This is a genomic window from uncultured Roseibium sp., from assembly GCF_947499295.1.
Lineage (GTDB): Bacteria > Pseudomonadota > Alphaproteobacteria > Rhizobiales > Stappiaceae > Roseibium.
The window spans coordinates 342,883-355,413 of record NZ_CANMNP010000001.1 but is presented as its reverse complement, the minus strand read 5'-3'; the positions used below and the strand labels follow the sequence as shown (position 1 = coordinate 355,413).

Below are 12,531 nucleotides of genomic sequence, written 5' to 3'. Positions count from 1 at the left end.
CCCACCCGCATGGTTCGGGGTGTGTCGATCCTGTCATCCAAAGATACCCCTCAGGCTCTCTGTGGCCTTGGGTCACGTGAGGCGGGATGACCGCTTCCAGCCATTGTCTTAGATCAAGGCAGGCAAGCCGCATATCCGTCAACCTAGGGTCTTGCAATTAAGGGAGGCCAGTCATGGCTCAATCCATCTTAATTCCCGTTGATCTTGCCCATAAAGACGCTTTGTCAAAAGCTGTTTCCGTGGCAGGAGAACTGGCGAAACTCGGTGTTGGCACTAAACTCACTCTGATCGGCGTTACAAGTTCTGCGGTGACTGAAGCTGCACACAATCCCGCCGAGTTTGAAAAGAACCTGGATGCCTATGCGCGCGACGTCGCGCAAGAAATCGGACATCCAGTTGAGACCCGTTCGATGATCGACAACGACGTCGCTGTTGACCTTGGCAATGTGCTTATCAAGGCCGCAGAAGACATGGGCGTCGATCTGATCGTGATGGCGTCTCATATCCCCGGCTTCCTGGATCACATCTTTTCCTCCAATGCAGGGTACGTCGCCAGCCACGCAAAGTGCTCGGTTTACGTGGTGCGCTAGAAAAGGCCTGAATTGGTGCAACAGAAGTTCAGGCTGACCTCAAGCTTGGCTGCCGATTTGTGCCTAGCGCATTGAAGACGCCGAGAAATAGCGCTTTGGACAGAAGACTTGGGAGTTCTCACGTGGTCTCCGAGCGATCGGTTGCGGGCGGCGGCGTGCGGGAAAGAGCCGCGATTTCTTTGCGCATCTCTGGTGTCATCTCGATGTGAATGGACCGCAGCGCAGGGTCAAGCTGACGTGTGTTTCGAGCACCGATGATCGGGCAGGTTATGCCTTCGTGTGCACCGGCCCAGGCAACAGCAAGACTGACAGGATCATACCCACCTTCACGTGCAAAAGCCGTGAACGCTTCGGCTACATCGTAGACCCAGTCATCACCATACCGGGACGCGTACATGTCATTGTCCTTCAGGCGTCCGGCACTCTTTGTCGACGCACCGGAATATTTGCCTGTCAGGAGACCACCGCCAAGAGGGCTATAGGAGATGACGGCCATCTCCTCTGATTGTGCCAAGGGTAGAATTTCGACCTCGGCCTGCCGTTTCACAAGATTATACATCGGTTGAATGACCTCAAAACGAGACCATCCTTTGTTTGCGCTCAAGCCGAGCGCCTTGGCGATTTGCCAGGCTGCATAATTGCTGACGCCGAGGTAAAGCACTTTGCCCGATCGTACGAGGTCCTCGAGCCCGCGCAGGGTTTCTTCAAGCGCCGTATCTTCGTCCCATCGATGAACGAAATAGACATCCAGACGGTCGGTGTTCAATCGCTTCAAGCTCGCTTCAACGGCTTTTGTCACGTGTCTGCGATTGGTGCCTCCGTCATTGACACCTTCTCCCATTTTTCCGAACACCTTCGAGGTGATCACAAGATCGTCGCGCTCATGAGAGATCAACTTGCCAAGAATTTCCTCGGCAAGGCCATTGCTGTAGACATCCGCACAATCGAAAAAATTGATGCCCGCGTCGCGTGTCGCCTTGTAAAGCTCCGCAGAAGTAGCTTCGTCCGCATCGCCGCCGAATGACATGGTTCCAAAGCAGAGTTGCGAGACTTTGACGCCTGTGCGGCCGAGTGTTTTGTACTGCATCTTTTAACATCCTCGAATCCAGGATCCGCATTTGCTCATGACTGGAAAACATCACACAGCATCGCCGGATGGCATCGGTGTTTGAGTGAAAAACAAGAAAATTGGGCACACTGCGATTGTGCTGGGCGTGCTCATGAAGGGGGCGCAAGAATAGCGTTCCGTATCGGATTTATCAAATCAGGAAAGCCGATGTCAGGCCATTCGCCAAGTTTCGCTGATGTGCAAAAGCACCCAGGGCTGTCTCTCAATCGATGGGAGAATGATGACGTCTTGCAGGCCGCCATATTTTGAGCAACTGCAAGTTCAGCACGTTTTCAAAAAGGGGTAGGAGGGGACAAGTCCAGACAGCATTGACGCGGGGGTTTTGCGCGCTCTTTGCAGCGCCGGCTGGTGTCGTTTCGAAAATGGTGTTCTTGTTAGAGCAAGGTGGCCGGTACCGGCCACCTTGAAAGAACGCGCATGGACTATTGCGCCGTTGGAGCGGATGACTGGGTGGTGTCCGTATCGCCGACGGCCGGCGCGCCGTCGCTTGGGGCAGAGCTCTGGGGAGCAACACTCTCATTCCCTTGTGAAGCCCCATCGGGTTGATTGGAATTTTCGCCATTGCAAGCGGCTAGTCCAAGTAGTGACGCAGCAACAACAACCATGAACGCGCTTTTCATCTGGAATATCTTTCCTTAAGTCTGCGCTTACAAGTATTTATCCCTGTAAGCGCGTTCGTTGAGAGTTCCCGCCCCGTCTTTGTTATTATGGTTGGGAGTCTAGGATTTGAATTCGTCGATAAGTTGAAAATTTAGAGCTAAAATTGTGGAATTAATTTAGATCTATTTTCAGCTTGCTTTGTGTCTGCTTGTCTTGTGTCAAATAAGCCAGGCGTTGAGCGCTTTGCCCTAAGGTCCTGTTTTGAGGGCTGTTTGGACGGTGATGGAAACTGTCGTCTTTGTCCTGCCCGGTGTGTTTGATAGTTGTCGGGTCGGGCACAAAGTGTCCATTCTTTGGCACGAAACGGAATTCAGCCGATCGTCGATTCCGGCTCGACCGGCTGTCGTTTGGGTCTTGCGGCTGCTGGGGTGACCAACAGAAAATTTTCCCGCCAGCGATTCCCGACTGACAGTGTGATTGATGTTCGTCGGTGTAACGCTCTGGCCCGCAGGTGTTGCCGCTAGAGCTTTTGGACCGGTCGCAGCACGTCCTCAAATCCTGGAAAGACTCCTCGACCGTTTTTCTCAATCCAGAATTTTGATTAATCGATTAACTTAAGCGTTGACTTGAGGTCGGCTAACTTGCTTAATCGTTAAAGCAAGGGGGCATGATGGTCAGCATCAAGCAAATTGCCAATGACATGGGCGTGTCGACCGCAACGATTTCGAACGCGTTGACCGGCAAGGGACGGGTTTCGCAGGAATTGACTGCGCGTATCCGGACAAGAGCGGACGAACTTGGATATCGTCCCAGCACGGCGGCCCGTGCCCTCAAGACAGGGCAGACCGGCATTCTCGGTCTTGTCATGCCCGACCTGACCAACCCGCTTTTTCCACGGATTGCCCAGACGCTCTCGATGGAAGCAGACAAACGGAAGCTTGGTATTCTGATTGCGGATTCGCGGGGCAGCGCGGACGAGCAGACCGAAGCATTGCGGAGACTGATGGATCGGGGCGTGGATGGCCTTATCGTTGTACCGCAAAAGGGAACAACGCCCGACCCGGTGCCCGTGCCGATTGCGGTTTTGAACACGGCTTCTGACCCGGGAAATTCAGTCTCTGCGGATCACGCAGGCGGCGGCGCTCTGGTTGCACGGCATATCCTGGATATCGGACATCGCAAGCTCGTGATCCTTGGAGGGGACAAGGTTTCCGAGGTGCAGCGTGATCGCATTGCCGGAATGCGTGGTGCCCTGCCTTCGGACATTGAAGTCGATGTGTTTTGGGGCGAAGCAGGCGTTGAGCTGGCGGCCGCCAAGGTGCAGGCGGGTGCGACAGCGATCATGACCACGTCAGACCTGATTGCGCTGCAGGTGCGCACCGAATTGATGCGCAGGCAGATTTCCGTCCCGGATCAAGTCAGTCTGACGGGCTTCGACAACATGTCCTTTTCTTCAATCATGCATCCGGCGCTTACGACGGTTGCCCAGAATGTCGACGAAATCGCCAGCCGCGCGATTGACATCATCTCAGCCAAAATCAGCGGCGATACACCGGCTCAAGAAGGGGAAACCGTACCGATGCGATTGGTGGTGCGGCAATCAACATCCATCCCGAGCCAGCTTTTAACAAGGAGACGACCTCAATGACCAAGTACATACCCATCCTTGCGCTGAGTGCAGCTCTCACTGCGACCGGTGCGGCAGCACAAGACAAGCTTACCATCTCGGTCTATTCCTTCGCTCAGGACGCTTACAAGGAAGCGCTGTACGATCCTTTTGAGGAGATGTGCGGATGTGAACTGGTGATTGAAACCGGCAACTCCGTGGAGCGCATGGCCAAGATCGAGGCAAATGCTGCGGATCCTGTGATCGATATGGCGGTGATTTCTTCCCACGACGCGCTAAGCCTCGCGCGCAAGGGTCTTCTTCAGCCAATTGATACTTCAAAGCTTCAAAGCTTCGACAAACTCTACCCGGCGGCCCAGGATCCGATTGGCGACAGCATGGCTGTTGGCTACACTTTCTATGCAAGTTCAATCGTTTATCGTGAAGACCTGGTGAGCATTGAGAGCTGGAACGACCTGCTGGGTGAAAAGCTGGCAGGCAATGTTTCCCTACCGAATATTACCGGCACACAAGGGCCGCTCACCCTGATGATGCTCAACAAGGCCGAGGGTGGCGCTCCGGGTGAATTTGGCGCAACGATTTCGGAAATCGGCAAACACGCCGATGACATCGTGACCTTCTACTCCCGGTCTTCGGAGCTTGCGCAGCTCATGAACCAGGAAGAAGTCATTGCAGCACCTGTCGGCCGCTTCGCCTGGAGCCGCTTCAAGAGTTCTCCGCTTCCGTTTGCATGGGCCGATCCGAAAGAAGGCCAGGCAGGCGGCATGAATGTGATGATCATGACCGCCAACAACGGCAATGAAGAACTGGCCTACAAGCTCATGGACTATTGGCTTTCGACAGAAGTTCAGACCCGGGTTGCCGAAGCGCTGATCGACAGCCCGGCCAATATGGACGTCAAAGTCAGTGATGAAGTGGCGGAAAACCTGACCTACGGGGCCGAGCTCATCAATTCGCTCAACATTCTTGACCCAGCCGTCATCATCGCCAATCGCGATGCTTGGGTAAACCAATGGAACAATGAGGTCATCCGTTAAAGACGACCCGGGGGCGGTCAGACCGGCCGCCCTCCCACGCCCATTCGCCCGGAGCTTCCTCATGTTTCTCAACCGCGCAGAAGGACTGGCGCTTGCCCTGCCTGCCGCGCTTTTCACCTTTCTTGTATTCCTGGTGCCGGTTGGCATCCTGCTCTCGGTTGCCTTTCAGGCCGAGAGCGGGGCCTGGAGCCTGCAGGGCTATGTTGATTTCTTCTCCGAACCTTTGAACCAAAGCGTCTTTTTCCGCACGCTCAAACTCGGAATTCTGGTCGCCGGGACCTCCGCAGTGATCGGTTATGCAGCAGCGTTCTGCATCGTAAATCTGCCGGCAACATCGCGAGGGCGCATATTCGGCCTCGTTGTTCTGCCGCTGATGATTTCTCCGGTGGCCCGGACTTATGCCTGGATAGTCATTCTGGGCAGGACCGGCATCGTCAACGATGTGATTGTGGGGCTCGGCCTGTCGGAACTGCCCATCCGCCTGCTGTTCACCGAAACGGCTGTCTTCATCGGTCTTTTGCAACTGTTCCTTCCGCTCATGATCATTTCCCTGGTTTCCGCCATGGAGAACATCCCCCGCGATGTTGTTCCGGCAGCCCGTGTGCTGGGCGCCAGCTGGTTCCAGGTCTTTTTCCGGGTGATCCTGCCGCTGACCAAGGAGGGGCTGGTGATCGGCGGTACGCTGGTCTTTACCGGAGCGCTTACGGCCTACATCACGCCGGCCATTCTAGGAGGGTCGAAGGTCCTTATGCTTGAAACATTGCTCTACCAGAAGGTCAATGTTTCAAACGACTTCGTGTCGGCAAGCGTGATCGCCATGATCGTGATCGTCATGTGTTTCTCGGCCAATCTGGTCCTGAAGCGCATTGCCTCGGTGAGGAGGTAGACCGTGTCCCGTTTAACTGTCTGGCTTATTCTGGGTGCAACGCTCACTTTCCTGATCGGCCCGTTCCTGATCGTTATTCTGGCTGGCGCTTCGGCTGGAGAGGCTTTGTCTTTCCCGCCTCAGGGCCTGTCGCTCAAATGGTACGCCAAGGTCTTCACGGTGGAGAGCTTCCGGGCCAGCTTTGCTCTTTCAATGTTCCTTGCGATCTTTGGCACGTTGGCAGCCCTGCTGATCGGCATCCCGGCTGCTTATGCGCTCAACCGCTACGATCTGCCCGGTGCAGAGACCATCCGAACGATTGTTGCCGCACCCATCATCGTGCCCGGCATCATCGTTGGGCTGGCGCTTCTGCGATACTTCGTTGTGCCGCTTGATGTCACAATCACCATGGCGCTTTTTGTGACACACACCGCTCTGGTGCTGCCCTATGCGGTGCGTGTTGTGTCTTCGAGCCTGAACAATCTGCGTGCTGATATGGAAGAGGCTGCGGTCATCCTCGGCTGCACCCGGCTGCAGGCCTTCACCAAGGTCGTTCTGCCCAACATCAGGGGCGGTATTCTCGCCGCCTTCATTCTGGGTTTCGTCACCAGCTTCAACGAGGTGCCGGCCTCATTGTTCTTGTCCGGACCTGGCGTGCGCACGCTGCCGATCGACATGCTGTCCTATATGGAAATCACATTCGACCCGTCGGTCGCTGCGCTGTCGGCTCTCCTGGCCTTCATGTCGGTCGCCATTGTTTTTGCCGCCGAACGACTTCTGGGGTTCTCTCGTTATGTCTAACGCATTCGTTTCAATGTCGGATTTGACGCTCTCCTACGGGCAGACGGTCGCTGTGCCGGATCTCAATCTGGATATCCGAAAGGGCGAACTGATCGCGCTGCTGGGACCGTCGGGCTGCGGCAAGACAACCACCATGCGCGCCATCGCCGGGCTTTTGACACCGACCAGCGGCAAAATCATGATCGACGGTGCGGACGTGACCCGGACACCGGCAAACAAGCGGGGCATCGGTCTTGTTTTCCAGTCCTATGCGCTCTTTCCTCATCTCAGTGCTTTTGAGAACGTCGCGTTCGGGCTGCGGCTTCGCAAACTGCCGGATGCTCAGGTGCGGGCCAAAACGGAAGCCGGTATGGCAACTGTCGGCCTGAAGGGCTTCGAGACGCGCAAGCCCGCTGAAATGTCCGGCGGGCAGCAGCAGCGATTGGCACTCGCCAGGTCTCTTGTGATGGAACCCAAGGTCCTCCTGCTTGATGAACCGCTGTCCAACCTGGATGCACGACTTCGGCTGGAGATGCGCAATGAATTGCAACGGGTGCAAAAGGACACCGGAATTACGATGGTTTTTGTGACTCACGACCAATCAGAGGCACTGGCTCTGGCCGATCGGGTCGTGTTGATGAAGGATGGCAGGATTGAGCAACTTGGATCGCCGGCAGAGCTTTACGCCGAACCCAGCACAGCGTTTGCCGCAAACTTCATGGGATTTGAGAATATCTTCCGGATGGAGGGAACGGATCTCGTCTCTGACCAAGGCCGACTGCCGCTTGGCACTGACGTTGCCGCCCCCATGCTCGCCTGGCGCCCAAGCGGTGTCGCGGTCGGGAAGGGGCCACACACCGGCCGGGTGATCGCAAGCAGTTTTGCCGGCGAACACCGGGAATACGTGATCGACAGTCCGCTGGGTCAGATCAAGGCCGATGCCTCGATCGAGCTTCCCGAAGTGCCGCTAGGCGAGCAGGTTGCTTTTGACCTTCCCCAGGCAACCGCGCGGCAATTGGCACTGTGACAGCAATTTGGGTCGATACGGATTTCGGGTTTGACGACCTGTGGGCGCTTCTCGTGCTGAGGCACTTTGGGCGGAATGTGGCTGGCGTCTCCCTTGTTGCGGGAAACGCACCGCTTGCTCAGGTAACAGTCAACGCAATGGGCGCCAAGACTGCTTACGGGTTCGACTGGCCGGTATGGCAGGGAGCAACCAAGCCGCTGAAGCGCCCGTTGGAAACCGCTGAGCGCATTTTGGGCCCGACAGGCATGCGAACCAGAGGAATGGTGCTGCCCAAGCCGGATACGAACGCGCCTTCCGAAGGCGCTGTGCAGGCTCTTGGAAACTGGCTTTCAGATGGCGCGGGTGCTGAGCGCGAGGTTTTGGCGCTTGGGCCACTGACCAATATTGCTTTGCTCCTGCAGCAGTCGCCCGAACTGGCTGATCGGACAACGCGGCTGATCTGGATGGGAGGAAGCGCGGGCAGGGGAAACCACACGCCTCTGGCAGAGTACAATGCCTTTGCGGACGCAGACGCATTGGCCTATGTGCTTTCAACTGGCATTCGGATCGACATTGTCGACCTGTCATTTTGCCGAAAAGTGACCTTTGGAGCAAAGGACATGCCCCTGACGGACCAGCTGACCGGTGACCTTCTTGGGGGTTACCTCGATATTGCCTTGGAGCGCGGACGGTCCGCAATGGCGATCTACGATCCTCTCGCCGCACTGGCCGCGGCGCAGCCGGACTGCATTGGCTTTTCGCCATGCGCCGTTGAGGTTTCGACCAAATCTGACGAGAGCTATGGCGCAACGAACGTCTCGCACGTCGCAGCGTCCAAAGTGAGACTTGCAACAACAGCCGGAACCGATCTTGCCCGGCTCTGTCTGAGTGCATTGAAACGGGAGGCCATGGATGGCCCAAGATAGCAACATCAACGCGCCGGAATTGCGGGCCCGCGCTGTGAGGGCTGCCCAGGGTCTTGAACCGTTCGATCTCCTCATATCGAACGCGCGCCTGCTGGACATGGTCACGGGCCGGGAACGGGACGCCGATATTGGCATTGTCGGTGGGCTCATCGCCAGCGTTCGAAAAGCAGGCTCAAAGGCCGATGCAATTGCAAGTCTTGATGCCGGAGGCCGCTTCGTGGTGCCCGGTTTTATCGACACGCACATGCATGTTGAAAGCTCGATGGTGACACCGGCCGAATATGCAGCTGCCGTGGTTCCGCGCGGCGTGACCACCATTGTCTGGGATCCGCATGAATTCGCCAACGCATGCGGTCTTGCCGGGGTTGATTATGCGATTGACGCTGGCAAGGAGTTGCCGCTGCGCTTGCTTACTCTTGCGCCCACATGCGTTCCCTCCGCGCCCGGGTTTGAAGCCAGCGGTGGCGACTTTGACCCGGATCTGCTGACAGAGCTTCTGGCAAGACCCGACATCCATGGCGCTGCGGAGTTGATGACGATGCAGCCGCTGTTGAATGGCAGCGACAGGGTCCAGGGCATCGTGAATGCCGGTCTGGCAAGCGGTAAACGTGTGTGCGGACACGCGCGCGGCCTCAACGACGGCGCATTGTCGGCCTATGCCGCAGCCGGTGTTGAGACCGACCATGAACTGTCTTCAGCCGAAGATCTGATTGCACGCCTTGAAGCCGGCATGACCGTTGAATTGCGCGGTTCGCACGAACATCTATTGCCGGAGTTTGCAAAGGCCATTCTCGACCTGGGCCATCTTCCGCAAACGCTCACACTCTGCACCGACGACGTCTTCCCGGACGATCTTCAGCGCCAGGGTGGCCTCGACAACGTCATCCGGCTCATGATCCGTTTCGGACTTCCCCCGGAGTGGGCCTACCGCGCAGCAACTCTCAACGCGGCAACGCGCATAAGGCGACCCGACCTTGGCCTGATCGCGCCGGGCAAACGCGCCGACATCGTTCTCCTTGACGATCTTGCGCAGGTGAAGCCGAGCCTTGTTGTTGCAGATGGCAAAACTGTCTCTGAAGATGGAAATTTGACTATGCCCTGCCGTAGCACCGAGCCACCGGCTGCGTTGAGGAATTCTGTGTCCGTCGCCGAATTTCAAGCTGATGACCTTGAAATTCAGGCTCCCGGCTCCAGCGCACAGATCGCGGTTCTTTCAAAACCGCGTTTTCCGGTCTGGGGGTCACGAACGGTCGATGTGGAGGCGGGCAAGCTGATCCTGCCCGACGACATGATCCGCATGGCCGTTGCGAACCGCTACGGGCAAAATGCGCCCGTCCGGGTCGCCTTTCTGGAAAAGTGGGGCAGGTGGCGCGGCGCATTTGCAACAACCGTTTCCCACGACAGCCACAACCTGACGGTCTTCGGCCGTGATCCATCCGACATGGCCCTGGCCGCCAATACCGTCCGGTCTTCAAACGGCGGAATGTGCGTGGTTGCCAAGGGAGAAGTCATTGAAAAAATTGAACTTCCATTGGCGGGCCTGGTGAGCGAAGCCCCGCTTTCGGAGATCGCCGTGCGCTTCGCCGCTCTGCGCAAAGCTCTCGATGCCCTGGTCGACTGGGAGCCGCCCTATCTGGTGTTCAAGGCACTCTTTGGCGCATCTTTGGTCTGCAATGCGGGGCCACGCCTGAGCGATGTCGGCATCATTGATGTCTTCAAGGGACGCGTGCTCGAGACACCGGTTCTTTCTTTGGACAGCACAGCCGAGTGAGCAGTCGGGCCCGTAGTTATGCCCGCGTTGCAGCGCGATGAATTCCCTGAGGCTCCTGAGCTTCTTTCTCGGACGTTGCCCGCGTCATCGGAGAATACGACCCCGAATGGGTGTTCTGTGAAAACGTCGCGGGACATCTGGACCTTCAACCCGGATTTTTCGCACTGAATGATGGACTGGCCAATCGGGTGGAGCGATCCCGCGCAGCCGGTAACAGGGTTGTCCCGCTGGTCGCGGCTTATGCGTGGCGAACTCTCAAGGCTGCTTTCTTTTAAAGAAAAATGACGGCTTTTGGCGGGAAGCTGACGTTTGCTGTAGCTGCGAAGAAACTCCCGCCCAACTAAAAATGCTGTCATTCATCGATTGCAGTAGATTTCGGCCTTGGTCGCGAATTCCCAGCTTAGCGGTTACCGCACACAACTAGGTCGTCGAACAATGGACATCCGTTCATGCAAGTGGACCGATGAGAGCAGTCGCCGCAGCGGTCAGAAGCGAAGTAACTACGAAATGATGACATGTTCTCTGACTTGGTCCAGATCTCCAACAGTGAAGTGCTATCTGTCAGCTTATCACCCTCTGCGAGGCCGCTTTGGAAGGAACATGGATGTACCGAGAGATCTTCAGAAACATACATGGAAAATCGCCCAGCGTCGCACGCGTCTACCATAGTGGGATTAGCACTAGTTCGAGCGAAAACACCGCTAACGCAACAAGCGTCGAAACCAACTTTTAATTTTCGCTGACTAGAGGTTGCCAACACGAAAAACTCATCCAACCTATCGCTGTTCCTTAACATCTTCTTCTCAAAGACTTTCCGGCCAGACGGTTTGTAGTTTAGGAAAATTATGGCGTTGATTCCTGACAAAAAAGCTGGCGGCTCCTGAAGCCATGCAATTGCAAGGTCAATGCTCTCTGAATCCAAAATGAAGTGCACGTTGACCTTGATGCCGCACTTTGTCAGCGTCTGTATGGTTTCAGCTGTTTCATCGAACGGTTCGTAGGCAGATACAGCCACGGCACCGCAATGTTTTTGTGTCGCTTCCAGAATTTCGCGACTTAGCCCGCGCCCATTGGTCGTGTAGTTCGGTACAATTTTCTTCAAGGCGGTATATTCTAAAATCTCGACAAAATCGGGATGCTGATTTGGGTTTCCGCCTCCCAACGCAACCTGAAAGACGCCCATTTCGGAAGCTTGATCAATGATGTTTTTGTAGTCTGACAGCGCCATGTGCTGCCCGTGTTTGGTCGAAGACTTATAGCAGAAAGCACAACCCTTATCGCACCAATTGGTTATCGATATGTCCATTAGCTCAGGGCCGTGAGGTGACCAGAATGGATCGCGCGCTCCTTTATCGGGCAGTCTAGCAAAGAAGCCGGTCTCTGGGTTGAAGAACGACGTGTACCCCAAACTGCGGTAACGTATGGTTTTGAGCAACTTATCTACCAATAATTGTTGAATGCATTGATGTAAAACTCGTCAGATTTTATTTCAAACATCTCCATACATAGCAAAGACTCAGCAAGTTTACCGTCGCTACTAAGAGAACCTGTGTAGACAGAATTCCCTTGATCAATGGCCTCTTTCATTTTTTCAATTACGTCTGGTGTAAATTCATGTCTGTTTGCCAGACTGTCAGCTTGATCTGATGTTGCGATGGTCTCGCCGCTTTGCAAACCGGAGAGTATCTCCCAGTGCATTTCCCGAAAAAGGTCCCCCACCGGGCCATTCGGGTCAACCCCAACGGCCTTCATAAAAACTTCTTCAGTGAAGTCACTATCCGAGATATATACGAAGGATGTCGACGAACTGTTTGAAATGAAATCAAGTTTAAGCTTCATTGTTAGCCCTTCCTAGCAGTTCAATGCAGGCGAGAACTTTGTCCAGCTGGTTATCTTCATAATTGTCGTCGACAACCTGCGGCAACCAAGTAGTCAAGAAAATTCGATCATGTGCCAAGTCTTCGTCATCTAACTCTAGCCCGTATACGATCCGGGCATAGTTTTCAGGTGAACCGTACTCGACGGAATAGTATCGCTCAAACTCCCGCTTCATCTCGGTCGAGTGCACGAACAAGGCATCGTATACCTTTCCAAATAGCTGTTCGCCGAGTCCATTTTCAGATACTCCAAGTTGTGCAAGGAATTCCTGCCTGTTTGGTTCCCAAGATGTAGGTAACGCCAAAAGTACTTGGTTTCTCAT

At 55.4% G+C, this 12,531-nt stretch carries 12 protein-coding genes; 8 read left to right on the top strand and 4 right to left on the bottom strand.

The window, feature by feature from the left end:
* The first annotated feature begins 173 nt into the window (after positions 1-173).
* The gene (locus Q0835_RS01645) at positions 174-590 is read left to right on the top strand and encodes a universal stress protein (protein WP_298958027.1); all 417 of its coding nucleotides are present in this window, start codon (positions 174-176) and stop codon (positions 588-590) included.
* Between the two features lie 118 nt (positions 591-708).
* Here Q0835_RS01645 and Q0835_RS01640 read toward each other — a convergent pair whose 3' ends face one another.
* Positions 709-1,677 carry an aldo/keto reductase gene (locus tag Q0835_RS01640; RefSeq protein ID WP_298958026.1) on the bottom strand — a complete coding sequence of 323 codons (969 nt, stop codon included), beginning with the start codon at positions 1,675-1,677 and terminating at the stop codon, positions 709-711.
* A 1,309-nt stretch (positions 1,678-2,986) separates the two neighbouring features.
* Here Q0835_RS01640 and Q0835_RS01635 point away from each other — a divergent pair.
* The 7 genes from Q0835_RS01635 to Q0835_RS01605 all read left to right on the top strand — a co-directional run bounded on the left by Q0835_RS01635 (position 2,987) and on the right by Q0835_RS01605 (position 10,331).
* A complete protein-coding gene (locus Q0835_RS01635) occupies positions 2,987-3,967 on the top strand; it encodes a LacI family DNA-binding transcriptional regulator (RefSeq protein WP_298958024.1) in 981 nt (326 codons plus the stop codon).
* A complete protein-coding gene (locus Q0835_RS01630) occupies positions 3,964-4,983 on the top strand; it encodes an extracellular solute-binding protein (protein ID WP_298958023.1) in 1,020 nt (339 codons plus the stop codon). Before Q0835_RS01635 ends, Q0835_RS01630 begins: the two co-directional genes overlap by 4 nt.
* 61 nt (positions 4,984-5,044) lie before the next feature.
* Positions 5,045-5,869, top strand: coding sequence for an ABC transporter permease (locus tag Q0835_RS01625; RefSeq protein ID WP_298958022.1), 825 nt, complete (start codon positions 5,045-5,047; stop codon positions 5,867-5,869).
* A gap of 3 nt (positions 5,870-5,872) precedes the next feature.
* On the top strand, positions 5,873-6,649 hold the full coding sequence (locus Q0835_RS01620; RefSeq protein WP_298814811.1) for an ABC transporter permease: 777 nt from the start codon (positions 5,873-5,875) through the stop codon (positions 6,647-6,649).
* A complete protein-coding gene (locus Q0835_RS01615) occupies positions 6,642-7,655 on the top strand; it encodes an ABC transporter ATP-binding protein (protein ID WP_298958021.1) in 1,014 nt (337 codons plus the stop codon). The genes Q0835_RS01620 and Q0835_RS01615 overlap by 8 nt, the downstream gene beginning before the upstream one ends.
* The gene (locus tag Q0835_RS01610; protein ID WP_298958020.1) at positions 7,652-8,560 is read left to right on the top strand and encodes a nucleoside hydrolase; all 909 of its coding nucleotides are present in this window, start codon (positions 7,652-7,654) and stop codon (positions 8,558-8,560) included. The genes Q0835_RS01615 and Q0835_RS01610 overlap by 4 nt, the downstream gene beginning before the upstream one ends.
* Complete coding sequence (locus tag Q0835_RS01605) at positions 8,547-10,331, top strand: adenine deaminase C-terminal domain-containing protein (protein WP_298958018.1); 1,785 nt, start codon at positions 8,547-8,549, stop codon at positions 10,329-10,331. Before Q0835_RS01610 ends, Q0835_RS01605 begins: the two co-directional genes overlap by 14 nt.
* Positions 10,332-10,731: 400 nt before the next feature.
* On the opposite strand, the gene Q0835_RS01600 is transcribed toward Q0835_RS01605, so the two are convergent.
* The 3 genes from Q0835_RS01600 to Q0835_RS01590 form a co-directional block, all read right to left on the bottom strand.
* Positions 10,732-11,637 (bottom strand): radical SAM protein, encoded by a 906-nt coding sequence (locus Q0835_RS01600; protein WP_298958594.1) that lies wholly within the window; start codon positions 11,635-11,637, stop codon positions 10,732-10,734.
* Between the two features lie 134 nt (positions 11,638-11,771).
* Positions 11,772-12,170, bottom strand: a complete 399-nt coding sequence (locus Q0835_RS01595; protein ID WP_298958016.1) for a hypothetical protein — start codon at positions 12,168-12,170, stop codon at positions 11,772-11,774.
* A complete protein-coding gene (locus tag Q0835_RS01590) occupies positions 12,160-12,531 on the bottom strand; it encodes a hypothetical protein (RefSeq protein ID WP_298958015.1) in 372 nt (123 codons plus the stop codon). The genes Q0835_RS01595 and Q0835_RS01590 overlap by 11 nt, the downstream gene beginning before the upstream one ends.